Origin of the sequence: Pseudomonas sp. S36, assembly GCF_016647875.1 — a bacterium.
Lineage (GTDB): Bacteria > Pseudomonadota > Gammaproteobacteria > Pseudomonadales > Pseudomonadaceae > Aquipseudomonas > Aquipseudomonas parafulva.
This window is the reverse complement of the sequence record NZ_JACVVG010000018.1, coordinates 38,427-64,039: the sequence shown is the minus strand read 5'-3', so window position 1 is coordinate 64,039 and position 25,613 is coordinate 38,427. Positions and strand designations below refer to the sequence as shown.

The window sequence follows — 25,613 nt, the reverse complement described above, 5'->3', positions numbered from 1 at the left end:
CGGCCTAGAATAGCGTTCTGCACATGCAACGGAGCCCGCCCCATGCTGCCTGAATGCCAATTGTTCGGCACCCTTGGCTGCCACCTGTGCGAGGTGGCGGAGGCTGTGCTGATGCCTTTCGTCGACCATGGCCTGTTGGTCGAGCTGGTGGACATTGCCGACAACGAGGCGCTGTTCGAGCGCTACGGGCTGGTCATCCCGGTGTTGCGCCGTTGCGACAACGGGGGTGAGTTGCACTGGCCATTCGATGCCGAACAGGTCGTGGCTTTCCTGGAGCAATGAGGCCCCTGGAGGATCCCTGACCCTGCTCCAAGTGGGCGGTGTTGGGTGAATGATTGGCCGGCGGCACACGGGTGCCGACCTAGTCAACCTTCATCGGAATCGCCTGTCATGCTGCTTACCCCGCACTTCACCCTCAGGGAAATGATCGTGTCCCAGCTAGCCGCCCGGGACGGGTTCGACAACACCCCGCCACGCCCTGTGGTCGACAATCTCAAACTGCTGTGCAACACCCTCGAGCAGGTGCGCGCGCTGTTCGACGCCCCCATCATCATTAGCAGTGGCTACCGCAGCGAGCGCCTTAACACGTTGATTGGTGGCTCCGCCAAAAGCCAGCATGTGCAGGGGCTTGCGGCCGATTTCACGGTCATCGAGGTATGCCCGCGTGAAACAGTACAGCGCATCTGCGACAGCCCCATTGGGTTCGACCAGCTGATTCTGGAGTTCGACAAGTGGGTGCACCTGTCAGTCAGCCGTGGGGCGCCAAGGCGGCAGGTGTTGACCATACGCAAGGGCAGCGGTTACCTGCCCGGCCTGCAATAGGGTGCATTGACGACCACGGAGGGATGTTCGTATGCTGTATATAAATACAGTATCGAGGTGAATCCATGCTCAATGTCGAGCAATTGAAGTACAGCGTCAACCGCATGCCTGTCGAGCGGGTGGCCGACGCTGTCCTGGAGCTGCGCCTCGAAGGGCTGGTGACCGACAACCTCACGCCTTTTGGCAAAGTGCATTTCAATACCTGTTTTGCCGAGATCGAGGCCTTGTTCCAGCGTGCGGGGTACCACCGTGGCCTCGATGTGGTGGGTTATGAGGGGCTGCTGTACGCCCTCTACGACCCGGGGCGCTGGGAGCCCGTGCAGGTGTTGCGGTGGTTGAAGGCACGCAGCGAGGCGTTGGCCCAGGCTGGCTGACAGCGCAGGCATGGGGGATAATGCGCGGCCTTACCCGCTTCGAGCCATGCCATGACCACGCCCTTCGACCCCGCCCAGCAGCAAGCCAGCACGGTGTGCTTGCCACCGGGGGGCTGGGCAACCGTGCTCGACTGCTTGTGCGATCACTTCAAGGCCATCGACCGTAGCCAGTGGCTCGACCGTTTTGCCCGTGGCCGGGTGCTGGATGCGCAGGGGCGGCCGGTAGCGGCCAGCCTGCCGTACAAGCGGGGCATGCGCCTGCATTATTTTCGCGAGGTGCCCAATGAGCGGGTCATCCCTGCCCAGGAAGTGGTGCTGCATGCTGACGAACACCTTGTGGTGGCCGACAAACCGCATTTCCTGCCCGTGACACCTGGCGGCGAATACGTGGAGCAAACGCTGCTGCGCCGCTTGATCCGCCGCCTCGGCAATCCGAACCTGGTCCCGTTGCACCGGATAGACCGCCATACTGCGGGCCTGGTGCTGTTTTCTGCCAACCCGAACTCCCGCAGCGCCTACCAGCGGCTGTTCCCTGAGCGGCGTATCGAAAAACGCTATCAGGCCATTGCCGCCGCCATGCCGCAGCACAGCTTTCCGCTGGTGCATAAAAGCCGTCTGGAGCACGGTGAGCCGTTTTTCCGCATGCATGAGGTGGACGGGCAGGCCAACAGCGAAACCGTGGCTGAGGTGCTGGAAAAGAATGGCGGGCTATGGCGCTACGGCCTGTCCCCGGTAACTGGCAAGACCCACCAACTGCGGGTTCACATGGCCGCGTTGGGGGCGGGTATCAGCAACGATCCTTTCTACCCCCACCTGCGCACTGTCGAAGATGATTACCAGCAACCGCTGAAGCTATTGGCTCAGAGCTTGCGTTTTGTCGACCCGCTTTCTGGCGAGGAACGCTATTTCCAGAGCGGTCTGCAACTCGACTGGTAACGCCTGCAGGGGCGCCCGATAACGGGCGCCTGAGGCACCGGAATCAGCGGTTGAACCGCTCCACCAGCGAATACTGGCTGCCGGCAGTGGTGTTCAGCTCCTCGCTCAACAGCGCCGAATGTTGCGCCTGCTCGGCCGTTTGGTCAGCAAGGTCGGCAATGGTGCTGATGTTGCGGCTGATCTCGTCGGCCACTGCGGTCTGTTCTTCGGTTGCGGCAGCAATCTGTGTGGCCATGTCGGTGATGTTGGCCACCGCCTCACTGATGCCCACCAGTGCCTCGTCGGCCTGCATCACCCGATCCACCCCCTCCTGCGCCTGACGGTGGCCGCTTTCCATGGTGGTGACGGCATTGCTGGCGGTCTGTTGCAGCTTGGCGATCAGGCTGTGGATCTGCCCAGTGGACTCGGCAGTACGCTGGGCCAACTGGCGCACCTCATCGGCGACCACCGCGAAACCACGCCCCATCTCACCCGCGCGCGCTGCCTCGATGGCTGCGTTGAGGGCCAGCAGGTTGGTCTGGTCGGCAATGCCTTTGATCACATCCACCACGCCGCCGATCTCGTCGCTGTCCTTGGCCAGCTGAGTCACGGTCTGCCCGGTTTCGCCAACTGCCGCCGACAGGCGCTCGATAGCTTCACGGGTTTCACCCGCAATCTGCCGACCCTGGCCAGTAAGGCGGTTGGCCTCCTGGGTGGCATCGGCGGTGCGTTGCACGTGGTTGGCCACTTCCTGGGTAGTGGCGGCCATCTGGTTGACGGCGGCAGCAACCTGCTCGGTTTCCACCCGCTGGCGTTCCAGCCCCGAAGAGCTCTTGTGTGCCAGTACATCGGATTGACGCGCCTGATCGCTCAAGTGCTCGGCGGTATCCTGCAGGCGGGTCAGGCAGGTTTTCATGCGTGCGTCCTGGCTCAGCATGGCCATTTCCAGGCGTGCCTGCACCCCGCGGCTGTCGGTGTACATTTGCGCGATCAGTGGGTCGGACGTGGTCTGTTCAGCCAGGCGCAGCAGGCGCTTGAGCCCGCGCTGCTGCCAGGTCAGGCCCAGCAGGCCCAGGGGCACGGAAAGCGCCGCGGCCAACGCGAACCCCCAAGAGTGCCCCAGCCATATGCCAATCAGGAAGCCGATCTGGCTGATCAGAATGAACGGCAGCCAGTCCTGCAGCACCGGCAGCCAGCGGTCGCGGCGCGGAACTGCGGGTTTGCCCTGGTTGATGCGCTTGTACAACGCCTCGGCGCGGCGGATCTGCTCAGCGGTCGGCTTGACCCTGACCGATTCGAAACCGACAACCTCGTTGTTTTCGAAAACCGGTGTGACATAGGCATTGACCCAGTAATGGTCGCCGGTCTTGCAGCGGTTCTTGACGATACCCATCCAGGGCTGGCCCTGCTTGAGGGTTTGCCACATGTGGGCAAAGACGGCGGGCGGCACGTCGGGGTGACGGACCAGGTTATGCGGCGCACCCATCAGCTCATCGCGGGTAAAACCGCTGATTTCGATGAACGCATCGTTGCAGTAGGTAATAACGCCTTTGGCATTGGTGGTGGAGATCAACCGCTGCTTGGCAGGGAAAGTCCGTTCTCTCTGGGTAATCGGCTGGTTGTTACGCATGGCTTGGATGTCCGCGGGGCTTTGGAGGGCTATCGGCACGCCGCGTGTTTTGTTGAGGGAATATTTGCAGGGGTTGATCCAAGGCAATACGCCAGTGAAGCACTTGAATTACCGAACGTGAAAGTTCGCAGCTGATAGCCGCAATAACGCGCTTTTTATTGCGTTTAAGTGATGGCGCGGTGAACTATTCATTGCGTTGATTGTCGGGGCACCTGCGCGGAAGGCGCAGATGCCCCATTGCCTTCACGCCGCTATGAGTTGGCGCAACACGTAATGCAGAATGCCGCCGGCCTTGAAGTATTCCACTTCATTGAGGGTGTCGATGCGGCACAACACCTCGATGTCCAGCTGTTGCCCATCCTCGCGGGTGATGCGCAGTGGCAAGCTCATGCCGGGGTGAATGTGCACGCCTTCAAGGCCGGTTAGCTCGACCTGCTCCCTGCCGGTGAGGCCCAGCTGCTTGCGGTCTTGCCCAGCCTTGAACTGCAGGGGGAGCACGCCCATGCCGACCAGGTTTGAGCGGTGGATACGCTCGAAGCTCTCGGCAAGCACAGCCTTGACCCCCAGCAGGTTGGTGCCCTTGGCCGCCCAGTCGCGGCTGGAGCCAGTGCCGTACTCCTGGCCGGCAATCACCACCAGCGGCGTGCCGTCCTGCTGGTAGCGCATGGCGGCATCGTATATGGACAGTTTCTCACCCGTGGGTACGTACAAGGTGTTACCGCCTTCCTCGCCGCCAAGCATTTCATTGCGGATACGGATGTTGGCAAAGGTGCCCCGCATCATCACTTCGTGGTTGCCGCGGCGCGATCCGTAGGAGTTGAAATCCCTGGGTTCCACCCCTTTGTCACGCAAATAACGCCCTGCCGGGCTGTCGGCCTTGATGTTGCCCGCGGGCGAGATGTGGTCGGTGGTGACCGAGTCGCCCAACAGCGCCAGTATGCGCGCGCCACGGATGTCGGTGATCTGCGGGGCGGGGCCCTCGATCCCCTCGAAGAAGGGCGGGTGCTGGATATAGGTGGAGTCGTCTTGCCACACATAGGTCGCTGCCTGCGGCACTTCGATAGCCTGCCACTGTGCATCGCCGGCAAACACCTCGGCGTACTCCTTGTGGAACATCGCGGTATCGACCTTGGCTACCGCAGCAGCCACTTCCTGCTGGGTGGGCCAGATGTCCTTCAGGTAGACAGGTTGGCCATGCTTGTCGGTGCCCAGCGGGTCCTTGGTCAGGTCCACGCGCACACTGCCAGCCAGGGCATAGGCCACCACCAGGGGCGGGGAGGCCAGCCAGTTGGTCTTGACCAGTGGGTGCACCCTGCCTTCGAAGTTGCGGTTGCCCGACAGCACCGAGGCGACGGTCAGGTCGGCGTTGGCAATGGCTTTTTCAATCGGTTCGTCCAGCGGCCCGGAGTTACCGATACAGGTGGTGCAGCCATAGCCCACCAGGTCGAAGCCCAGTTCGTCGAGGTAGGGCGTAAGCCCGGCCGCGTGGAAGTACTCCGTGACCACCTTCGAACCAGGGGCCAGCGAGCTTTTGACCCACGGCTTGCGTTGCAGGCCTTTTTCCAGGGCCTTTTTGGCAACCAGGCCTGCCGCCATCATGACGCTGGGGTTGGACGTGTTGGTGCAGGAGGTGATGGCCGCAATGACCACGGCGCCGTCGCGCAGTGTGTGGGTCTGCCCTTGGTGGCTGTAGTCGATTTCGCCGGCCTGGTCAGCATTGCCAACGGCCACGCCGCCGCCGCCCTCGCTCTCCAGCCGCCCGACTTCGCGGGCAAGCGGTTTGGGCTGCAGTTCGATGAAGTGGTCGAAGGCCTGGCTGACCTGGCCCAGTGCTACCCGATCCTGCGGGCGCTTGGGCCCTGCCAGGCTGGATTCCACATCGTGCATGTCCAGGGCCAGCGTGTCGCTGAACAACGGTTCCTGGCCCGGTAGGCGCCACAGCCCCTGGGCCTTGCAGTAGTGCTCCACCAGTTCCACGGTGGCAGCCGGCCGGCCCGACAGCCGCAGGTAGTCCAGGGTTACATCATCGACCGGGAAGAAACCGCACGTGGCGCCGTATTCTGGTGCCATGTTGGCGATGGTTGCACGGTCGGCCAGGGGCAACTCGGCCAGGCCGTCGCCGTAGAATTCGACGAACTTGCCCACCACACCTTTCTTGCGCAGCATTTGGGTCACCGTCAGCACCAGGTCGGTGGCGGTGATGCCTTCGCGCAGCTTGCCGGTCAGCTTGAAGCCAATCACCTGCGGTATCAGCATCGACACCGGCTGGCCGAGCATCGCCGCTTCCGCTTCGATGCCGCCCACACCCCAGCCCAGCACGCCCAGGCCATTGATCATGGTGGTGTGCGAGTCGGTGCCCACCAGCGTGTCGGGGAACGCGTAGGTACGGCCGTCCGCCTCGCGGGTCCAGACCGTACGGCCCAGGTATTCAAGGTTGACCTGGTGGCAGATGCCGGTGCCCGGTGGTACCACGCTGAAGTTGTCGAAGGCACTTTGGCCCCAGCGCAGGAATGCGTAGCGCTCGCCGTTACGCTGCATTTCGATGTCGACGTTTTCGCCAAAGGCCTGTGCAGTGCCGTAGTGGTCGACCATCACCGAGTGGTCAATAACCAGGTCCACTGGCGACAGCGGGTTGATGCGTTGCGGGTCACCGCCGGCCTTGGCCATGGCCGCGCGCATGGCGGCCAGGTCGACCACTGCAGGGACGCCGGTAAAGTCCTGCATCAGCACGCGCGCAGGGCGATACTGGATCTCGCGGTCCGAGCGGCGCTCGGTCAGCCACTGGGCCAGCGCTTGCAGGTCGTCGCGGGTGACGGTTTTGCCGTCCTCCCAGCGCAGCAGGTTTTCCAGCAGCACTTTCAGCGACATGGGCAGGCGCTGCAGGTCACCCAACTGGCGGGCGGCCTCGGCAAGGCTGAAATAGTGGTAGGTCTGGTTGCCGACTTGTAGCGGCTTGAGGGTTTTCAGGCTATCGAGCGAGGGCATTGCCAACTCCTTCTGCGCCGGTGCCGGGCAACGACTCAAAGGGTTGCCGGTAGCACCGCTGTGTACCAGCCCGCACGGCACGGGCCTGGCTGAATGGTCAGGTTAGTCCGGTTTGCGTTACCTGACCCTTTTCTGGACCGGCGGGGCATGTCGCAGGTTCCGAACTTCCTTTATCATCGCGGCCCCGCCGGCGCCTTGGGTGCGCCAGCCGTCGTGGAGTGAGAGATGAATACCCTGTTCATGCATTGCCGGCCCGGTTTCGAGGGCGAGGTGTGCGCCGAGATCAGCGAGCATGCTGCCCGTGCGGGCATCGCCGGTTACGCCAAGGGCAAGGCGCATGGCGCCTGCGCCGAGTTCGTCTGTAGCGAGGCGGGCGCTGCCGAGCGGCTGATGGGCGCGCTGCGCTTCAGCCAGCTGATCTTTGCGCGGCAGTGGGCATGTGGTGGGTACATCGAGTTGCCGGAAACCGACCGTATCAGTGTGCTGCTGGAGCAGCTGGCGGGCCAGCCAGTGTTCGGCAGCCTTTGGCTGGAAGTGCTGGACAGCAATGACGGCAAGGAACTGTCCACGTTCTGCCGCAAGTTCGAGGCGCCGTTGCGCAAGGCGCTGGAGAAGGCTGGCCGGCTGGTCGAGGACACCTCACGCCCGCGCTTGCTGCTGACCTTCATCAGCGGCCGACGGGTGTTTGCCGGGAGTGCACCGCCTGCCAACAGCGCGCTTTGGCCAATGGGCATCCCGCGCCTGAAGTTCCCCCGCGAGGCGCCCAGCCGTTCGACGTTGAAGCTGGAAGAAGCCTGGCACCAGTTCATCCCGCGGGACCAGTGGGAGCAGCGCCTGGGCGACGACATGACGGGGGTGGACCTGGGTGCTTCGCCTGGCGGCTGGACGTATCAGCTGGTGCGACGGGGCATGCTGGTCACGGCCATCGATAACGGGCCTATGGCAGAAAGCCTCATGGACACGGGGTTGGTACAGCATTTGATGGCCGATGGTTTCACCTGGCGGCCGAAGCAGGCGGTGGACTGGATGGTGTGTGACATCGTCGAGAAACCGGCGCGGACCACTTCGTTGATCGAGACGTGGTTAGGGGAAGGGCTGTGTCGGGAGGCGGTAGTCAACCTCAAGTTGCCGATGAAGCAGCGGTATGCAGAGGTGCGGCGGTTGCTGGATCGGATGGAGGCGACGTTCAAGGCGAGCAAGGTGAAGGTGTCGATTGCTTGCAAGCAGCTTTACCATGACCGTGAGGAAGTGACGTGTCACTTGCGCCGGTTGGATCTGAAACCGCGCCAGTGATGGTAACCACGGGCTTGCCTTGGTTTGGGCGGTGGTGCTTGGTCTTGCAGGCAAAACCATTATCGAGGCGAGCACCATCCAGCTTGGTCCACACCGAACAATGCGCGACAATGGCAATCATTTTGCGGAGCCCTCCATGACCGACTTCACCCCTGATGCCACCCTCGACGCCACGGGCCTGAATTGCCCTGAACCGGTGATGATGCTGCACCAGCACGTGCGTGATCTGGCCGCAGGCGGCCTGCTCAAGGTCATCGCCACCGACCCCTCCACGCGCCGCGACATCCCCAAGTTCTGCAACTTTCTTGGCCACGAACTGCTGCAGCAACAGGAAGAGGCTGGCACCTTCCTGTACTGGATCCGCAAGAAAGCCGACTGAAGCGCTCTGGAACACACCCCGCGTTGCGCCTACACTGCGCTCCCCAGACAGGAGAGCGCCATGCTGATAGTTGCCGACGAGAATATCCCGCTGCTCGATGCATTCTTCCAGGGCTTCGGCGAGATACGCCGATACCCAGGGCGGGGGCTCGATGCTGCCAGCGTCAGGGATGCCGACATTCTGCTGGTACGCTCCGTCACCAAGGTGGATCGCCAACTGCTTGAAGGCAGCCGCGTGCGCTTCGTGGGTACGTGCACCATTGGCACCGACCACCTCGACCTCGATTACTTTACCGAAGCCGGTATCCGCTGGAGCAGCGCCCCTGGCTGCAATGCCCGAGGCGTGGTGGATTACGTATTGGGCAGCCTGCTGACACTTGCCGACCTCGAAGGGGTTGCGCTGCCTGACAAGGTCTACGGTGTGGTGGGCGCCGGTGAGGTGGGCGGGCGGCTGGTGCGCGTACTGCGTGGCCTGGGGTGGAAGGTCATGGTGTGCGACCCGCCGCGCCAGGCTGCCGAGGACGGTGATTACGTCAGCCTTGATGCCATCCTGGAACACTGCGATGTGATCAGCCTGCATACGCCCCTGCAGCGCGGCGGGGATTGCCCTACCTGGCATCTGCTCGGCCAGCCGCAACTGGCCCGCCTGCGCCCCGGTGCCTGGGTGCTCAATGCCAGCCGCGGGCCCGTGATCGACAATGCAGCCTTGCGCGAACTGCTGAACGCGCGTGCCGATGTGCACGCTGTATTGGACGTGTGGGAAGGGGAGCCGGAGGTCGACCTGCCATTGGCCGACCTGTGCACGCTGGCCACCCCGCATATCGCAGGCTACAGCCTTGATGGCCGCCAGCGCGGTACCGCACAGATCTACCAGGCGCTGTGCCGCTACTTGGGCGTTGATGAGCAGGTGGCGCTGGCCGACCTGCTGCCACGCCCGCCGCTGGCGCAGATCGAGCTGGATGCCGGTGCGGATCTGCAATGGGCACTGGCTACCCTGTGCCGTGCGGTCTATGACCCACGCCGCGACGATGCGGATTTGCGCCGCAGCCTCAGTGACGACAGCCAACGGCAACGCGCAGCGTTCGACCAGCTGCGCAAGCACTACCCGCCGCGTCGGGAAATCGAGGGCCTGGCCGTTCATGTGCGTGGAGACTCGCCGCAATTGGTGCAGATGGTAGGGGCGTTGGGCGCAAGGCTGGTTTGAAAGCAGCCGAGCAGGGGGTGGCGAACATCGCCATCTAGCGGGCGAAAAAAACCCGGCACAGGTGCCGGGTTACAGAAATTCGCCAATCAGTCCTTGCGTACGCGTTCCACCCGGCTTTCTTCCAGGGCTTTGCAGGCCTGCTGGATCATCTGCTCGGTGATGGGTACCTCACGCCCCTGTGCGTCGATCAGGGCGCCGGCGACCTTTTGCTGCGGTGCGCACCCAGGCTTGGCGTGGTGGTCGTGGTTGGATTGCACGTTCATGCATGGTCTCCTCTTCAGTGACGGAATCAGGTTAACCCTGCGCCATGACCAGGCGGTGACAAGCCTCTCGCGGGCCAGGCAGGCACAGTGCAACAGATACGGCGCAAAAGCTCCATACCAGGGTTAGATCGATAGGCTATAGCAGCCTGCGGCAGTTCCATGAGGGGGGATGAGTGGTAGGCTGGAGGGCCCACCTTTTTGTGATAACCCCCATGCCTCACTCCGATGCTCGCCCACGCCGCGCCTTGCGCCTGGCCTGGCAGTTCGTTCGCCCCTACCGCCAGCGCGTGCTGCTGGCGCTGCTGGCACTGGTTGTGACCGCAGCCATTACCCTGTCCATGGGGCAAGGCATACGGTTGCTGGTGGATCAGGGGTTCATGACCGGGTCGGTGCACCAGCTCAACCAGACTATCGCGCTGTTCATGGCGTTGGTTGTTGCTCTGGCGTTGGGAACGTTCAGCCGCTTTTACCTGGTGTCGTGGATTGGCGAGCGCTGTGTGGCGGATATCCGTCGGGCGGTGTTCGACCACCTGCTGACGCTGCACCCTGGGTTTTTCGAAGACAACCGCAGCTCCGAAATACAGTCGCGGCTGACCGCCGATACCACCTTGCTGCAGTCGGTGATCGGTTCGTCCCTGTCCATGTTCCTGCGTAATGCGTTGATGGTGATCGGCGGGGTGATTGTGCTGTTCATCACCAACCCCAAACTGACCAGTATCGTGGTGGTGACGCTGCCAGTGGTGCTCGCCCCGATTCTGTTGTTCGGTCGCCGGGTACGCAGCCTGTCGCGCCTGAGCCAGGACCGGGTGGCGGACGTGGGCAGTTACGTGGCCGAAACCCTCGGCCAGATCAAGACTGTGCAGGCCTATACCCATCAGGCCCACGACCGCGAGCAGTTTGCCGAGGCTGTCGAAGAGGCGTTTTCGGTGGCTCGCAAGCGTATTGCCCAGCGAGCCTGGCTGATCACGCTGGTCATCATGCTGGTGCTCGGGGCGATTGGGGTGATGTTGTGGGTAGGCGGTACGGACGTTATCGCTGGGCGCATTTCGGCCGGCGAGCTGGCGGCGTTCGTGTTCTATAGCCTGATCGTGGGGAGTGCGTTCGGTACGCTGAGCGAAGTGATTGGCGAGCTGCAGCGGGCGGCGGGCGCGGCTGAGCGCATTGCCGAACTGCTGGCCGCCACCAGTGTGATCCAGCCCCCTGCACCAGCACAGCAACTGCCCCTGGCGCGGGCGAGCGGGCGCATCGCGCTGCACAACATTGTGTTTGCCTACCCCTCACGCCCGGCAGTGGCAGCCATTGACCACCTCAGCCTGGAGATCGAGCCTGGGCAGACGGTGGCGTTGGTTGGGCCTTCGGGGGCTGGCAAGTCCACCCTGTTCGACTTGCTGCTGCGCTTCCATGACCCACAGCAGGGGCGCATCCTGCTTGATGGCATTGCAATTGACCAGCTCGAACCTGACACGTTACGCCGGCAATTCGCCCTGGTGGCGCAGAACCCCTCGCTGTTTCGCGGTACGGTGGCGGCGAATATCCGTTATGGCCGGCCGCAGGCCACCGACGTGCAGGTTGAAGCGGCGGCGCAGGGTGCCCATGCAGACGCGTTCATCCGCCAATTGCCGCAGGGTTACCAGACCCTCCTCGGGGAGGGTGGCATCGGCCTGTCCGGTGGCCAGCGACAACGCATCGCGATAGCCCGGGCCTTGTTGGTGGATGCGCCGGTGCTGCTGCTCGATGAGGCCACCAGCGCCTTGGATGCGCAAAGCGAGTACCTGATTCAACAGGCACTCCCCGCGCTGATGGCAGGCCGGACCACGCTGGTGATCGCCCACCGCCTGGCGACGGTGCAGCATGCCGACCGCATCGCAGTCATCGACAAAGGCCGCGTGGTTGCGGTGGGCACTCACCGCCAGTTGATCGAGACCAGCCCGCTGTATGCGCGGCTGGCTTCGTTGCAGTTCAATACCGATTAGCCTGCAGCGGGGTTGTCATATTTTTGTAGTAATTGCCTGAGACTATCTGCCCCAACTGTTGTGCACGTGCTCGAACTGGCTGCTATCTGCTTGATGGCAGCTTTTTTTTGGCCTGCCTTCCGGGACAGGGAGTGTCTAGACGGGTGTCGCGAGCGCGCGCCGTTTCTTCCCTTCCTGTTTTGAGATGCATGATGTTTAGCAAATCCCTCAAGGTGCAGATTCTGCTGATGCTGGGCGGTAGCCTGGCGGCCATGCTGCTGATCGCGCTGGTGTGCTTTCAGTTCCTGTCTTCCAGCGTTCGAAGCTATGCCCAATTGGTGGACGGGCCACTGCAGGCCTCCCAGATGATCGAAGAGGCCAATCTTCAGTTCAAGATTCAGGTGCAGGAATGGAAGAACGTGCTGCTGCGCGGGCGTCAGCCTGCGGATATGGACAAGTACTGGCAGCAGTTCCAGGCGCGAGAACAGCAGGTGCAACAACTGCTGGACCAATTGATCGAGCGCAGTGACAGCCGCTTGAAGGGGCCACTGCAGCAACTGCGTGACAGCCACCTGCAACTGGGGCAGGACTACGAGCGCGGGCGTCAGGCCTTTATCGCCGCCGGGGGCGACCCATTTGCCGGCGACCTCGCGGTGAAGGGCGTAGACCGCGCGGCCAGCGAGCAGATGAGCCAGCTTGTCGAGCAGTTGCGTGCCGAGGCCGGCCAACGTGCCGGCGTCATCAATGCCAGTGCCGAACGTACGGTTTGGCTGGGCCTGCTGGTGATGCTGGCCTCGACACTGCTGGTAGGCCTGCTGAGCCTGTGGCTGGTGAACCGCAGCCTGGTCCAGCCTATACGGCAACTGATCGACTACGTCGCTCAGCTCAGCCAAGGCCGGTTCGAAGGCCGCGTGGAAAGCCGCCGGCAGGATGAACTGGGGCGCCTGGCGAAGGCCGCCAACACCTTGCGGGATTTTCTGGCCGAGACCGTTGGCCGGCTCAAGGGCAATGCCCACGAGCTTGAGGACGCCAGCGGCCAGCTGCGCCACATTGCCAGTGAGATGGCAAACGGTACCGAAGACCAGTTCCAGCGTACCGACCAGGTCGCCACCGCCATGCACGAGATGTCTGCCACGGCCCAGGAAGTTGCCCGGCACGCCGCCGAGGCGGCGCGGGCAGCGGATGACGCGGACCAAGGTGCCCAGGCGGGTGAGCAGGTGATGCAGCAGACCATCGACATCATCGGCATGGTGAACCGGGAAATTACCGGCACGGCGGCGGTGATCCGCCACCTGGAAACCGACAGTGCACGCATTGGTAAAGTGCTTGAGGTCATCCGTGGTATCGCCGAGCAGACCAACCTGCTGGCCCTCAACGCTGCTATCGAAGCGGCCCGGGCCGGTGAGGCCGGGCGTGGCTTTGCCGTGGTGGCGGACGAGGTGCGCAGCCTGGCGCAGCGCACCGCTGCCTCGATTGCCGAGATCCATCAGATTATCGACGCCGTGCAGGGTGGTGCGGTTGAAGCGGTGAAGGCCATCCAAAGCGGCCAGCAGCGCAGCGAAGAGGGTGCCGAGCAAGTGCAGCAGGCGGGCCAGATGCTGCGGCGCATCACCTTGGCCGTCGAGGCCATTCGCGATATGAACAGGCAAATTGCCACGGCCGCTGAAGAGCAGACCAGTGTGGCCGAGGACATCTCCCGCAACCTGGTCGAAATCACCCGCATCGCGACCGCCAACCAACAGGCGGTGCAACACACCGAGCAAGCGGGCCAGCGCCTGCATGGGTTATCTGGGCAATTGGCGCAGGTGACCTCGCGGCTCAGCGCCTGAGGCGTTGCAACCCACAAGAAAGGCACAACAAAAAGCCCGCTCATGGCGGGCTTTTTGATAAGGATTTGGTCGGAGAGACAGGATTCGAACCTGCGGCCTTCTCGTCCCGAACGAGACGCGCTACCTGGCTGCGCTACACTCCGATGAACAAAATCCTACTGCATCCCGATTTTGCACGCAAGCCCTTGTTGTTAAAAGGGGCTTTGCCAAAATCGGGCGCCTGCTCAGAGCTCTTTGACGGTACGGATCTGGTCTTTGTTCAAGCGCATGCGCTTGCCGTCCAACTGCTCGAATTCGTAGAAGCCGGAGTCTTCATCGTAGGACGGTTTGTCCACTGCCTGAATTTCGCGGCCGTCGTTCAGGGTAATGACGGATGGGGTCGAGCAGCCTGCGAGGGCGGCCATGCCCGCAGCGAGCAGGAAGGCGGGAAGGGTCCGTTTGATCATCGTGGTTCTCCAAGTGCGATGGTGCAAGATGACAGTTAAGACGCGGGACGTTAGTGCAAGTTCCTTTCAAGTGCAGCATAACGGCAATGCCGTTGCTTGATCCAGCGCAAGCGCAGGGCACATCCTCTGCCGGCGCATGGGCTGTGATATAACTGCGGCCATTGCATGTACTTGTGATGGATACCCATGAAAGCCAAGGCAGATACCCCCTTTGTACCGCTGAACATTGCTGTGCTCACCGTCAGCGATACCCGTACCTTCGACACCGATACCTCTGGCCAGGTCTTCGTTGACCGGCTGAGCGCTGCAGGCCATCGTCTGGCCGAACGCGTGCTGCTCAAGGACGACCTGTACAAGATCCGAGCGCAGGTTGCCACCTGGATCGCCGATGACCAGGTACAAGTGGTGCTGATCACCGGCGGTACCGGCTTCACCGGCAGGGATAGCACCCCAGAGGCAGTCACGTGCCTGCTCGACAAGCAGGTAGAGGGTTTTGGCGAGCTGTTCCGGCAGATATCAGTGGCTGATATCGGGACATCGACGGTGCAGTCGCGGGCCCTGGCCGGCCTTGCCAATGGCACCCTGGTGTGCTGCCTGCCTGGCTCGACCAATGCCGTGCGCACAGGCTGGGACGGCATCCTGGCCGAGCAGCTTGATGCGCGGCATCGCCCGTGCAATTTTGTGCCCCACCTGAAGCAGGCAGCGGCCTGTGAAAGCCGTGGTTGAGGCGATTCAGGCCAGCGCGCTGATGCCAGTGGAGCAGGCCCTCGACCAATTGCTGGCGTTGGCCGATGCTGCGCCGCTGCGCGAAGTGCAGACCGTTGCACTGGCCGAAGCACAGGGCAGGGTGCTGGCAACCGACCTGGTGGCGTCCCTCGACCTGCCGCCTTGGCCCAACAGTGCCATGGACGGGTACGCATTGCGCATGGCTGACTGGCAGGGCCAGCCGCTACCCGTCAGCCAGCGGATTTTTGCCGGCCATGCCCCGCAGCCTTTGCAACCAGGCACCTGTGCGCGCATTTTTACCGGGGCACCCGTGCCGCAGGGCGCCGACTGTGTGGAGATGCAGGAAAATGCCGTGCTTGGCGATGACGGCCGTGTCACCTTTCTGCAGGCGTTGAGCCCTCAGCAGAACATTCGTCCCCAAGGCCAGGAAACCCGCAAGGGCGAGCAGGTGATGGCTGCGGGCACTCGGCTGGGGCCGATCGAGTTGGGCCTTGCGGCGACATTGGGGCACGGGCACCTGGATGTGGTGCGCAAAGTGCGCGTCGCCGTACTGTCTACAGGTGACGAGCTGGTCGAGCCTGGCCTGCCGCTGGGGCCTGGGCAGATCTACAACAGCAACCGCCAGCTGTTGCTCAGCTGGTTGCTGCGCTTGGGCTGCGACGTGGTAGATGCTGGCATCCTGCCCGATGACCTGGCGCGCACGCGAGCCTGCCTCGCAGACCTGAGGGATGTCGACCTGATCTTGTCCACCGGTGGGGTGTCTGTCGGTGAGGCGGACTACCTGGGCGCTGCCCTGCGCGAGGCCGGTGAATTGGCGCTGTGGAAGCTGGCAATCAAACCGGGCAAGCCGCTCACTTTCGGCCATTTCCAGGGTGTGCCGGTGATCGGCCTGCCGGGTAACCCGGCCTCCACCCTGGTCACCTTCGGCCTGCTGGCCAGGCCTTACCTGCTCCGCCGGCAAGGGGTTGCCGCTGTGACCCCGTTGAGTTTCCCCATGCCGGCCGGCTTCGACTGGCCCAAGCCTGGCAACCGCCGGGAGTACCTGCGTGCGCGCATCGAGCAAGGCCAGGTGCGTATCTACAAAAACCAGAGTTCAGGTGTGCTGCGCAGCGCAGTGTGGGCCGAGGGCCTGGTCGAGGTGCTTGAGGGCACCACACCGAAGCAGGGCGACAGCGTACGGTTCATTCCTTTCAGCGAATTGCTCGGCTGAGCGGCCTCGGTGCCTGCACCCGCTATTTTCGGGGGTGCATGCAACGAATAGGCGCTGCGAATGGTCGAGATCAGGGTCGGTCAATTTCACGGAGACACCTTCATGCAAGGGCGCAAGGCGATGCTGATCCTGCACGGCAAGCAGGCGATGAACGAAGAGCTGCGCAGTGCCGTGCATGCCCTGCGGGACACGGGCTGGCAGTTGGATGTCAGGGTGACCTGGGAGGGTGGCGATGCCCAGCGCCTGGTCGGCGAAGCGCTGGCTGCAGGTTACCCGCACATCGTTGCAGGTGGTGGCGATGGCACCTTGCGCGACGTGGCTGAAGCCATGGGCCTGGCGGGCACGCAGGCGAGCCTCGCGCTGTTGCCGCTGGGTACCGCGAATGATTTTGCCAAGGCTGCCGGTATCCCCCTGGAACCTGCTGCGGCACTGGCCCTGCTCAACCAGCCTGCCCAGGCGATTGACCTGGGCCAGGTAGGCGAGCAGCTGTTTCTGAACATGGCGACCGGTGGCTTCGGCAGCCAGGTCACGGCCAGCACCTCTGAGGACCTGAAAAAGGTGCTCGGCGCTGCAGCCTATCTGTTTACCGGGTTATCGCGGTTCAGTGAGCTGCAGGCCGCGTCCGTCGAACTGCAGGGGCCGGATTTCCACTGGCAAGGGGATTTGCTGGCCCTCGGTATCGGCAATGGCCGTCAAGCCGGCGGGGGGCAGGTGCTATGCCCCGAAGCGGTGGTCAATGACGGCCTGCTGGATATCGCCATCCTGCCAGCACCCACCGAGGTGGTGGGCGCCCTGCGTGATCTTTTCGGGGGCGAAGGGTTGTTCATCAGGGCGAGGCTGCCGTGGGTCGAGGTGAAGAGTTCGCAGGGGCTGGACATTAACCTGGACGGTGAGCCCCTGAAGGCAGACAGCCTGCGCTTTGCAGCAAAACCTGCGACCTTGCGCCTGCACCTGCCCAGTGCCTCGCCGCTGCTCAGTCATCCAGGCTGATAATTTTCTCGCGCACGGCGAACAGCACCAGCCCGGCCACGTCATGGATCTGCAGGCGTTTCATCACTTGGGAACGGTGAGTTTCCACGGTCTTGATCGAAAGACCAAGGCCGGCTGCTATTTCGCGGGTCGATTTGCCACGCACGATCAGGCGCAGAATTTCCAACTGCCGGGCGGTGAGGTTGTGGCGATCGCACGCCGCATGCTTGCCGTGCCTGCTGTGCCGCAGCGCCTGGTTGATCACGGTATGTGCAATGGCTGGGCTGAGGTAGCGCTCACCACTGCGCACCGCCCCCAGCGCCTGTTCCAGCTCGGTGGCGCTGGTGTCCTTGAGCAGGTAACCATGAGCACCGCTTTCAAGTGCGCGCATGATCAGGTCCGGGTCTGTGTGCATGGACAGGATCAGCACCCGGCAGGGGCTGCCGCTGGCGCGTAGCTGGGTGAGTGCATCCAGGCCGCTGGTCGAGCGCATCGAAATGTCCAGCAGGATGATGTCCGGGTTCAGGGTGCGTACCTGGTCCAGCAGCTGGCTGCCGTCATCGGCCTCGCCAATCACTTCGTAGCCCGGTATATCGCCCACCAAGGCTCTGACCCCGGCACGGATCAGCGAGTGATCGTCTACAAGCAGCAGTCTACAGGTCATGGGCAGCCGCTCTTCCTGCCCGTTGCCGGGTGCGCGCAGGCCATGGGAACACCGCCTCTATGCGTACCCCCCGGCCTGGCTCGCTGATGATGTCGAGGCTGCCCTGCAACGCCGTTACCCGCTCCAGCATGCCGGCCAGGCCGCGTTGGCCTGCCAGGGCAGGGTGCTTTGCAGGGGTGAACCCGCAGCCGTCGTCGTGAATCGACAGCGCCAGCCCCGCCGCAGTACGTTGCAGGCGGACGACCAGGTTACGGGCCTGTGCGTGTCGCAGCATATTGGTGACGGCCTCCTGGGTGATCCGGAACACCGCCATGGCGACCACCTCGTCGATGCCCCCCAGGCGCTGTTTGCAGGCCAGGCTCCAGTGCACGCCACTGCTGCGCAATGTGCGCACCAAGTGCGCGCGCAGGCTGGCCTCAAGGCCCAGGCTGGCCAGTTGCCGAGGGTTCAAAAGTGCAGAAACATCGCGCACGTTGCCCAAGGTGTCGTCCAGTGTACTGCGCAGGGCGTCACAATGGCTTTGCAACTCGGAGGGCAAGCGCCGCTGCAGCCATTGCAGTTGCAACTTGGCTGCAGTCAACAGCTGGCCAATGTCGTCATGCAGCTCCCGGCCCAGGTGCTGACGCTCAGTTTCCTGCACTTTCAGCATTCGCTCAGCCAGCTCTGCAGGCCGCAAACTGATGCACCTGGCACCCACCCCCAGTTGCAGCGCGGCGCACAGCGCCGTGGCCAGCTGCAGCACCATCAGGCTTGAGGGGATGGGCTGATGAAGCAGGTAAAGCGCCAGGTGAGCGCCGCACGAGGCCAGGCACAGCACTGCCGTTGCCCAGCACAGCAGGGCGGACGGGGAGTGGCAACGCAAAGAAGTCATCAAGCGTGGGAACATAGGTAGGGAAGCCACTGAAGTATTGCTGATGGAGGCCTTGCACAGTGCAGCTCAGAGGCTTTGGCGCAGTACTTTCGATGTTTTTTCAACCACGTGATCTTTCAACCTTTCTTCAAGTTGCAAGCGTTTTGGGGGCGCATACTAACACTTCGTATTCAGGTGGTCGCCGCTGGCCGTTGACGGTAGAGGCTGTTTGCGTTGGGCATGACGAGTAGCAAAATGCCATCCATCGACCATGTTCTACGCACTTTCCTTGCAACTTTCCGAAACACGGACTTCAACTTTACAAGTTCATCCCCGGCGAGCGTCTCTTACTAGCGGCCAAGTTGAACTTTGTACTGCTTAGTGTGAAGTCGCTGGGCAGCCGGGTTGCACCACCTTTGCCAGCTCGCCCAACAGCACCAGTTGTTCGCCGATGTCCAGGTTCAGCCGCCCCGTGTGCAGGTCGACCAGTTCAAGCTGCCAGGCCAGCAGTGTCAGGCACGCCGTTGCTGCTGGCAGCGCCTCGGGCTGCAGGCAGGCACGTTGGCAGGCCGGTGCAAGTACCTCGTGCAGGGAGGCGGTGTAGTAGGCCACTTCACGCAGCCCCAGGTGATTGGCGTGCCGGGCGAGCCCGTCGAGGGTGTCATCCAGGCAGTGGCAGGCATCGGGGTCGTTTTCAATCAGTTCCAGGTGATGCAGGCATTCCTGTGCCCGTGTCAGCAGCACCTGGGCGTCCACCAGAAAGCATTGGAGGGCGTCATTGAACGGTAAGGCACTGTCCATCACGAGGTCTCCACGCGCGGGACAGGCGCAGGGGACGGGCACGCCGTTACGGTAGCTAGCAAAGCCTGACTCCATTCATGCAGTGAGAATGGCGTCACATTAATGGCTAAAGGATATTGCGAACATCAGGTTGCGCCCGATTGCCACTAGGGGTTTCCCTGATGGCGGGCTCAGGGAAGGAACTTTCATACCGCCGGCGAGATCTGCGGGGGTCCGCAGTTAAGCATGGTGGTAAAGTGATATCAATTGCCGGTAAGGGCAGCATACTGCAGGGGTCAAGATGCAGGTGACGCCGCCGATACAGCTTCAATATCCCAATTTTTTTCGCAATACGCCTGGGGGCTCTCCAATGGCTGGCATTCTCGACACGGTAGACCAACGTACGCAACTGGTAGGTGAGAACCGCCTGGAAATTCTCATGTTTCGGCTGGCCGGGCGCCAGCTTTTCGCGATCAACGTTTTCAAGGTTCAGGAGGTGCTGCAACTGCCCAAGCTTACCCTGATGCCTCAGCGCCACGCCTTCGTGTGCGGTGTGGTAAACCTGCGCGGGCAAACCCTGCCGGTGATCGACCTGTCCCAGGCGATTGGCATGCGCCCCCTGCAGCCTGGGCCGGACAGCACCATCATCGTCACCGAATACAACCGCTCGGTGCAGGCGTTTCTGGTAGGGGGCGTCGACCGCATCGTCAACCTCAACTGGGAGTCGATCATGCCGCCGCCCACCAGCGCCGGGCGCCAGCATTACCTGACCGCCATCACCAAGGTCGACGACAAACTGGTCGAGGTGATCGATGTCGAGAAGGTACTGGCTGAGATCGTGCCTTACAACGCACGGGTTTCGGGTGACAAACTGGCCGACCCGGTGCTCGCCAGGGCCCGAGGCCGCGAGGTGTTGCTGGTGGATGACTCCAGTGTTGCCCTTGCGCAGTTGCGCGACACCTTGTCCCAACTGGGTATGAAGTTGCACGTGGCGAGCGATGGCCTCAAGGCACTGCGCATGCTCAAGGGCTGGGCAGATGCCGGTGAAGATGTGTACGAGAAGTTGCTGATGGTGTTCACCGACGCCGAGATGCCGGAAATGGACGGCTACCGCCTGACCACCGAGATCCGCGACGACGCACGGCTGCGCAAGCTCTACGTGGTGCTGCACACGTCCCTGTCGGGCAGCTTCAACGAGTCGATGGTGAAGAAGGTGGGTTGCGACAATTTCCTGTCCAAGTTCCAGCCGGATCGCCTGGTGGATGTGGTCAAGCAGCGTCTGTTGCTGGACACCACGCCAGCGTGAACCTTGGGCCAGTGCGGTATAAGCTTGACGTTTGACGCGACGTGAGGCGGCAGGGATGTTTCTCAGTGAGTTGTACCGGTACCCCGTGAAGTCCGGGCAGGCGCAGCGCCTGCTTTCATCGCAGGTGGGGCTGCTGGGTTTGCAAGGTGACCGCCGCTGGATGGTGGTGGCGGAAGAAAACGGGCGCTTCCTCACCCAGCGCGCCTGGCCACAATTGGGGCAGTTACAGGCCATTGACGAGGGCAACGGCACGCTGTTGCTGCGCGCCCCCGGCCAGGCGCTGTTGCAGGTGCCGGTACCTGAGGCCGATGTGGATTTGCGCGGGGTTACCCTGTGGCGTGACACGTTCCGCGTGCCGGACGCCGGCGACGCTGCGGCTGCCTGGCTCAGCCAGTGGCTGGGCGTGAAGGTACGGCTGGTGCACTGCCCGGAGAAGCGAGCCCGTTACCTGCCCAATGGGTACGGCACCAACGCCGACCGCGCGGCCTTTGCCGATGGTTTTGCGCTTTTGCTGATTGGTCAGGCCTCCCTGGATGCCCTCAACCAGCGCGTTGGCCGCCCGATGGAGATGCTGCGGTTTCGGCCGAACCTGGTCGTGCAGGGCGCCGAAGCCTTTGCCGAAGATGGCTGGGAGCGTATTCGCATCGGTAGCCTGGAGTTCCGGGTACTCAAGCCGAGTGTGCGCTGTATCTTCACCACCATCGACCCGGCCACCGGTGAGCGCAGCCCTGACCGCGAGCCGATGACTACCCTGAAAACCTTCCGCCAGAAAGAAGGCGATGTGTTGTTCGGTCAGAACCTGGCGGCCGACGGCTGCGGCTACCTGGAAGTGGGGATGCCAGTGGAGGTGTTGTAGCAGCGGCCCGGTTGGGCCGCCGCTACAGGGCGGGTATTTACATGTCGTCGAAATAGCGCTCGTGCCAGTCCACCAATGGCTGCGGCGCGTTCAGTTTCTGCCCGTAGATGACGGAGTACGACAGCACGTTCTGCACGTACTGGCGGGTTTCATCGAACGGGATGGACTCCACCCACACATCGAAGCTCAGGTGCTTGGCACCCTTCAACCACTGCCGCACGCGCCCCGGCCCTGCGTTGTAGGCGGCGGAGGCCAGCACCCGGTTGCCGTTGAACTGGCTGTGCACCTGGCTGAGGTAGGCAGCGCCCAGCTGAATGTTCTTGTCCGGGTTGAGTACCTGGGCGGGGGAGGCCAGGGGGATGCTGAACTTGCGTGCGGTTTCCTTCGCCGTGGCGGGCATCAGCTGCATCAGCCCGCTGGCACCCACGGGTGAGCGCGCATCTTCCATGAAGGCGCTTTCCTGCCGGGTAATAGCGAATACCCAGCTGGAATGCAGGCCGCGCACCTTGGCCTCGCGCACCAGGGTGTCGCGGTGGGCCATGGGGAAGCGGATGTCCAGGTCATCCCAGTATTTGGCCTGGCTGATGGTGCGAATGGCCGGGAAGTACCAGCGCAAGTCGTAGCCAAGGCGCGCCTGCGCGACCATTTCGTCACGGTTGAAGTGCCGGCTGACGTGGTACCACTCGCGCCGGCCTTCGACGATCTGCCCCCGGGCATGGAACTCCAGCGCTCGGCGGATCCCAGGGGTGTTGCGGACCTTGTTGACCAGCTGCGGGCTGAGCGCCAGCGGCTTGTTGTTCAGTTGATACGGCGTTTGAGCGCGGTCTGCGGCGAGGAACCCGTAGAAGTCGCGTTCACGGGACACGTTCTTGTACAGCAGTGGAACCTGCGGGTTGTTGGGTTGCGCAAGCTCCAGGCTGCGTGCCTGCCAGTACTTCCAGCGGCTGCTCTGGGCCAGGTCCTTGGGCAGGCGCTTGGTCAGCTGGTAGGCATCCTCCCAGCGGCCAAGGCGCAGCAGCAGTCGCAAGCGCCATTCGCTGACCGTGTCGTCGCGCAGTTCCGGGTCGTAGCGGGTCATCAGGTCCAGCGCGCGGGGGTCGTAGCGGCGGGCCAGGGTCAAGCCGATTTCCCGGGCGATGGCGACCTTTTCGTCGCGGGAGAAGTGCATGCGCTGGGCGTAGTCGTCGAGCAATGCCATGGCCCGCTCGGGGTCTTGCCGGGCGAGCCGGCGCAGGCCAAGGCTGACCACGTCGGACATGGCGTCGTCGGCCGGGGCGAAGCGTGACGGCTGGTTGAGCAGTTCGGGTTTTTGCGCCACATCCACCAGCAACCGCCCTTGTGGGCCCAGGGTGGTGAGGGTCTTGACCAGGTTGTTGGCCAGTGCGTAATTGCGCACTTGTGCGGCCAGCTTGGTGCGCTCCCAACGCTTGGCTTCTGTGAGCTGGCCCTCTGCTGCCCACATGGCGAACAAGGTATCGCAGGCCGCGGGCTGCGACTTGCCGACGCTCCACAGTTTGTCGGCGGTGGCAAAGCCCTCGGCGCGCAGGCCATGGCTGAGCTGGTACTGGCCGTTCAGGCAATCCAGTTCGGTAAAGTTGAGCTTGGGGTCGTAGTATTTGACGAAGGGCTGCCATTCGCCGCGCTCTGCCAGCCAGCGTAACCAGCGCAGTTTCATCCAGTTGGCCTGGGGCAGGTCGCCGTGTTTGGCCAGGAACTGCTCGATTTCCTCGTTGCTGGCGGTTTTCAGGCGCGCGGTGAGTTCGTCATAGGCGAGGTAAGGCGTGAGCGGGTAATCGCTCAAGGCATCGGCATAACGCAGGTACGGGCCTTTGTCGCCCTTGGCCAGGGCGCGCTTGGCCTCATCGAAATACTGGCGTTGCACGGTAATGTCGGTGGCCTGGGCCGTGCAGGTGGCAGAAGTGAGCAACAGGCAGGAAGCAATTTGTAACAGGCGGCTGCGCATGATACGTCCGGGCAGTTGAACCATGGGGAAGTGAAGGCGGAGCCAGCACTGTCGGAAGCTATGGCCCTAGCTTAGCCGTTTGCCGGCGGTGGGTGAAAGCACTGTGCTTGTATCGGGATATTAAGTTCGACCAGGTGTCGTCTGGTGGCTGGCGCAGGGGCATTCGGATGTCGGCCAACCGCCAACTCAGGTAGAATGCGCGCCCGATTTATGGAGACGAACATGACCCTGCTCAAATTCAGCGATGTGTCCCTCGCATTCGGCGCCATGCCGCTGCTGGACAAGGTGTCCTGGCAGATCGCTCGTGGCGAGCGGGTGTGCATCATCGGCCGCAATGGCACCGGCAAGTCCAGCATGCTGCGCCTGGTCAAGGGCGAGCAGAAAGGCGACGACGGCGAGATCTGGCGCGCACCAGGCCTGAAGATCGGCGAGCTGCCCCAGGAACTGCCGGTAGCCGACGAGCGCACCGTGTTTGATGTGGTCGCCGCCGGGCTTGACGGCGTTGGCGAGCTGCTGGCGCAGTTCCACCACCTGAGCATGAACATCCAGGGTGACGAAGACCTGGAGAAGCTCATGCACGTCCAGCACGAGCTCGAGGTCCGTGACGGGTGGCGCCTGCAGCAGGTGGTGGAGAGTACCCTCAGCCGCCTGCAGTTGCCGGCAGACAAGACCCTGGCCGAGTTGTCCGGCGGCTGGCGCCGTCGTGTGCTGCTGGCCCAGGCCCTGGTGTCGGAGCCCGACCTGCTGCTGCTCGACGAGCCTACCAACCACCTGGACATCGGCGCCATCGCCTGGCTTGAAGAGGCGCTGCGCGGCTTCAACGGTGCGGTGCTGTTCATCACCCACGACCGTTCGTTCCTGCAGAACCTGGCAACCCGCATTCTCGAGCTTGATCGGGGTGGCCTGATCGACTGGAACGGCGACTACGCCAGCTTCCTGGTGCACAAGGAAGCAGCCCTGGCCGCCGAGGAAACCGCCAACGCCCTGTTCGACAAGCGCCTGGCCCAGGAAGAGGTATGGATCCGCCAGGGCATCAAGGCCCGTCGCACCCGTAACGAAGGGCGAGTACGGGCGTTGAAGGCGCTGCGTGTGGAACGTGGTGAGCGCCGCGAGCGCCAGGGCAAAGCGAATATCCAGATCGAATCGGCTGAGAAGTCGGGCAAGCAGGTGATGGTGCTGGAGCATGTCAGCTTCGCCCACCCCGACGGGCCGCTGCTGGTCAGTGATTTCTCCATGGTGCTGCAGCGCGAAGACCGCATCGGCCTGCTGGGTGCCAACGGTACCGGCAAAACCACCTTGCTCAAGCTGATGCTCGGTGACCTTGAACCTACCTCGGGCAAAGTCGAGCGGGGCACCAAGCTGGAAGTGGCCTACTTTGACCAGATGCGTCACCAGCTGGAACTTGAAAAGACCGTTATCGACAACCTGGCAGAAGGCCGTGATTTCATCGAGATCGACGGCCAGAACCGCCACGTGCTGAGCTATCTGGGCGACTTCCTGTTCAGCCCTCAGCGTGCACGCACCCCGGTAAAAGCGTTGTCCGGCGGCGAGCGCGCGCGTTTGCTGCTGGCCAAGCTGTTCAGCAAGCCGGCCAACCTGCTGGTGCTGGACGAACCGACCAACGACCTGGACGTTGAAACCCTCGAGCTGCTTGAAGAGGTGCTCTCCAACTACAAGGGCACCGTGCTGATGGTCAGCCACGACCGGGCATTCCTCGACAACGTGGTCACCAGCACCCTGGTCTTCGAGGGTGACGGCAAGGTGCGCGAGTACGTGGGTGGCTACGAGGACTGGATCCGCCAAGGCGGTTCCCCCAAGCTGCTGGGCGTGACGGAGAGCAAGGGCGGCAAGTCGGCGCTCAACAGCGCGGTGGTGGAAAAGGTGGAGGCCAAGCCCGCACCTGTCGCCGCGCCAGTGGCCGAGGACACGTCGAAGAAGAAGCTCAGCTACAAGCTGCAGCGAGAGCTGGAAATGCTGCCAGGACAGATCGATGCGCTGGAGCAGCGCATGGCCGAGGCCCAGGAAGAGGTGAGTGCGGCGGGGTTCTATCAGCGGCCCATCGCAGAAACGTCGGCCGTGCTCGCCCGTATCGAAAAGCTGCAGGCCGAGCTGGATGTGCTGGTGGAGCGCTGGGCTGAGCTCGAAGGCTGACCAGCATCAAGCTGTAGGGCCCTGCGCGCCAGCATGCCGGCGTCAGG

General features: G+C 63.0%; 22 protein-coding genes, 1 tRNA gene and 2 pseudogenes. 16 read left to right on the top strand and 9 right to left on the bottom strand.

From position 1 onward, the window contains the following. Window positions 1–42: 42 nt before the first annotated feature. From IAE36_RS12555 to IAE36_RS12540, 4 genes are all read left to right on the top strand, one after another. Window positions 43–282: a glutaredoxin family protein gene (locus IAE36_RS12555; RefSeq protein WP_060482159.1), complete on the top strand. Its 240-nt coding sequence runs from the start codon at window positions 43–45 to the stop codon at window positions 280–282. Window positions 283–390: 108 nt separating this feature from the next. Beyond that, on the top strand, window positions 391–822 hold the full coding sequence (locus IAE36_RS12550; RefSeq protein ID WP_201212688.1) for a D-Ala-D-Ala carboxypeptidase family metallohydrolase: 432 nt from the start codon (window positions 391–393) through the stop codon (window positions 820–822). A gap of 65 nt (window positions 823–887) precedes the next feature. Next, window positions 888–1,196 carry a hypothetical protein gene (locus IAE36_RS12545; protein WP_060482161.1) on the top strand — a complete coding sequence of 103 codons (309 nt, stop codon included), beginning with the start codon at window positions 888–890 and terminating at the stop codon, window positions 1,194–1,196. 51 nt (window positions 1,197–1,247) lie between these two features. Next, a complete protein-coding gene (locus tag IAE36_RS12540; protein WP_201212686.1) occupies window positions 1,248–2,132 on the top strand; it encodes a pseudouridine synthase in 885 nt (294 codons plus the stop codon). Between the two features lie 43 nt (window positions 2,133–2,175). Here IAE36_RS12540 and IAE36_RS12535 read toward each other — a convergent pair whose 3' ends face one another. Beyond that, window positions 2,176–3,741 carry a methyl-accepting chemotaxis protein gene (locus IAE36_RS12535; RefSeq protein WP_028632450.1) on the bottom strand — a complete coding sequence of 522 codons (1,566 nt, stop codon included), beginning with the start codon at window positions 3,739–3,741 and terminating at the stop codon, window positions 2,176–2,178. A 243-nt stretch (window positions 3,742–3,984) separates the two neighbouring features. Next, entirely contained in the window at window positions 3,985–6,726 is a 2,742-nt protein-coding gene (acnA, locus tag IAE36_RS12530; protein WP_201212683.1) for an aconitate hydratase AcnA, read from the bottom strand. Window positions 6,727–6,951: 225 nt separating this feature from the next. On the opposite strand from acnA, the gene rlmM reads away from it, so the two are divergent. From rlmM to pdxB, 3 genes are all read left to right on the top strand, one after another. After that, window positions 6,952–8,019, top strand: coding sequence for a 23S rRNA (cytidine(2498)-2'-O)-methyltransferase RlmM (gene rlmM, locus IAE36_RS12525; protein ID WP_201212681.1), 1,068 nt, complete (start codon window positions 6,952–6,954; stop codon window positions 8,017–8,019). A 136-nt stretch (window positions 8,020–8,155) separates the two neighbouring features. Next, window positions 8,156–8,398, top strand: a complete 243-nt coding sequence (tusA, locus tag IAE36_RS12520) for a sulfurtransferase TusA (RefSeq protein ID WP_060482166.1) — start codon at window positions 8,156–8,158, stop codon at window positions 8,396–8,398. A 60-nt stretch (window positions 8,399–8,458) separates the two neighbouring features. Further along, entirely contained in the window at window positions 8,459–9,601 is a 1,143-nt protein-coding gene (gene pdxB, locus IAE36_RS12515) for a 4-phosphoerythronate dehydrogenase PdxB (protein ID WP_201212679.1), read from the top strand. Between the two features lie 86 nt (window positions 9,602–9,687). Here pdxB and IAE36_RS12510 read toward each other — a convergent pair whose 3' ends face one another. Further along, on the bottom strand, window positions 9,688–9,864 hold the full coding sequence (locus tag IAE36_RS12510) for a PA1571 family protein (RefSeq protein ID WP_169338807.1): 177 nt from the start codon (window positions 9,862–9,864) through the stop codon (window positions 9,688–9,690). 212 nt (window positions 9,865–10,076) lie between these two features. On the opposite strand from IAE36_RS12510, the gene IAE36_RS12505 reads away from it, so the two are divergent. The 3 genes and pseudogenes from IAE36_RS12505 to IAE36_RS24075 all read left to right on the top strand — a co-directional run bounded on the left by IAE36_RS12505 (window position 10,077) and on the right by IAE36_RS24075 (window position 13,645). After that, window positions 10,077–11,837, top strand: coding sequence for an ABC transporter transmembrane domain-containing protein (locus IAE36_RS12505; RefSeq protein ID WP_201162749.1), 1,761 nt, complete (start codon window positions 10,077–10,079; stop codon window positions 11,835–11,837). A 188-nt stretch (window positions 11,838–12,025) separates the two neighbouring features. Further along, window positions 12,026–12,760, top strand: a pseudogene (locus IAE36_RS24080) (HAMP domain-containing protein); the annotation flags it as partial. Between the two features lie 117 nt (window positions 12,761–12,877). Beyond that, a complete protein-coding gene (locus IAE36_RS24075; protein ID WP_442967453.1) occupies window positions 12,878–13,645 on the top strand; it encodes a methyl-accepting chemotaxis protein in 768 nt (255 codons plus the stop codon). 66 nt (window positions 13,646–13,711) lie between these two features. Here IAE36_RS24075 and IAE36_RS12495 read toward each other — a convergent pair. Both IAE36_RS12495 and IAE36_RS12490 read right to left on the bottom strand, forming a co-directional pair. Beyond that, window positions 13,712–13,788, bottom strand: a tRNA-Pro gene (locus IAE36_RS12495). Window positions 13,789–13,869: 81 nt separating this feature from the next. Next, on the bottom strand, window positions 13,870–14,091 hold the full coding sequence (locus tag IAE36_RS12490) for a YgdI/YgdR family lipoprotein (RefSeq protein ID WP_028632457.1): 222 nt from the start codon (window positions 14,089–14,091) through the stop codon (window positions 13,870–13,872). A gap of 186 nt (window positions 14,092–14,277) precedes the next feature. Here IAE36_RS12490 and moaB point away from each other — a divergent pair, with 186 nt between their 5' ends. The 3 genes from moaB to yegS all read left to right on the top strand — a co-directional run bounded on the left by moaB (window position 14,278) and on the right by yegS (window position 17,017). Then, window positions 14,278–14,817: a molybdenum cofactor biosynthesis protein B gene (gene moaB / locus IAE36_RS12485; RefSeq protein WP_028632458.1), complete on the top strand. Its 540-nt coding sequence runs from the start codon at window positions 14,278–14,280 to the stop codon at window positions 14,815–14,817. Further along, window positions 14,801–16,027: a molybdopterin molybdotransferase MoeA gene (locus IAE36_RS12480; RefSeq protein WP_328822862.1), complete on the top strand. Its 1,227-nt coding sequence runs from the start codon at window positions 14,801–14,803 to the stop codon at window positions 16,025–16,027. Before moaB ends, IAE36_RS12480 begins: the two co-directional genes overlap by 17 nt. Window positions 16,028–16,129: 102 nt before the next feature. Further along, on the top strand, window positions 16,130–17,017 hold the full coding sequence (yegS, locus tag IAE36_RS12475; protein WP_201212677.1) for a lipid kinase YegS: 888 nt from the start codon (window positions 16,130–16,132) through the stop codon (window positions 17,015–17,017). Here the strand turns inward: yegS and IAE36_RS12470 are convergent. From IAE36_RS12470 to IAE36_RS12460, 3 genes and pseudogenes are all read right to left on the bottom strand, one after another. After that, complete coding sequence (locus IAE36_RS12470; RefSeq protein WP_201212675.1) at window positions 17,001–17,660, bottom strand: response regulator; 660 nt, start codon at window positions 17,658–17,660, stop codon at window positions 17,001–17,003. The two genes, yegS and IAE36_RS12470, sit on opposite strands and share 17 nt — an antisense overlap. Further along, window positions 17,650–18,546 carry a sensor histidine kinase gene (locus IAE36_RS12465; RefSeq protein WP_060482172.1) on the bottom strand — a complete coding sequence of 299 codons (897 nt, stop codon included), beginning with the start codon at window positions 18,544–18,546 and terminating at the stop codon, window positions 17,650–17,652. The genes IAE36_RS12470 and IAE36_RS12465 overlap by 11 nt, the downstream gene beginning before the upstream one ends. Window positions 18,547–18,900: 354 nt before the next feature. Then, window positions 18,901–19,311 (bottom strand): annotated as a pseudogene (locus tag IAE36_RS12460) (histidine kinase); the annotation flags it as partial. A gap of 349 nt (window positions 19,312–19,660) precedes the next feature. Between IAE36_RS12460 and IAE36_RS12455 the strand changes: the two are divergent. Beyond that, window positions 19,661–20,596, top strand: a complete 936-nt coding sequence (locus IAE36_RS12455; RefSeq protein WP_060482173.1) for a chemotaxis protein CheV — start codon at window positions 19,661–19,663, stop codon at window positions 20,594–20,596. A 55-nt stretch (window positions 20,597–20,651) separates the two neighbouring features. Further along, the gene (locus IAE36_RS12450; RefSeq protein ID WP_201212673.1) at window positions 20,652–21,452 is read left to right on the top strand and encodes an MOSC domain-containing protein; all 801 of its coding nucleotides are present in this window, start codon (window positions 20,652–20,654) and stop codon (window positions 21,450–21,452) included. A 37-nt stretch (window positions 21,453–21,489) separates the two neighbouring features. On the opposite strand, the gene IAE36_RS12445 is transcribed toward IAE36_RS12450, so the two are convergent. Then, complete coding sequence (locus tag IAE36_RS12445; RefSeq protein ID WP_201212670.1) at window positions 21,490–23,415, bottom strand: transglycosylase SLT domain-containing protein; 1,926 nt, start codon at window positions 23,413–23,415, stop codon at window positions 21,490–21,492. Between the two features lie 222 nt (window positions 23,416–23,637). On the opposite strand from IAE36_RS12445, the gene IAE36_RS12440 reads away from it, so the two are divergent. Further along, a complete protein-coding gene (locus IAE36_RS12440; RefSeq protein ID WP_201212668.1) occupies window positions 23,638–25,566 on the top strand; it encodes an ATP-binding cassette domain-containing protein in 1,929 nt (642 codons plus the stop codon). Window positions 25,567–25,613 lie beyond the last annotated feature (47 nt).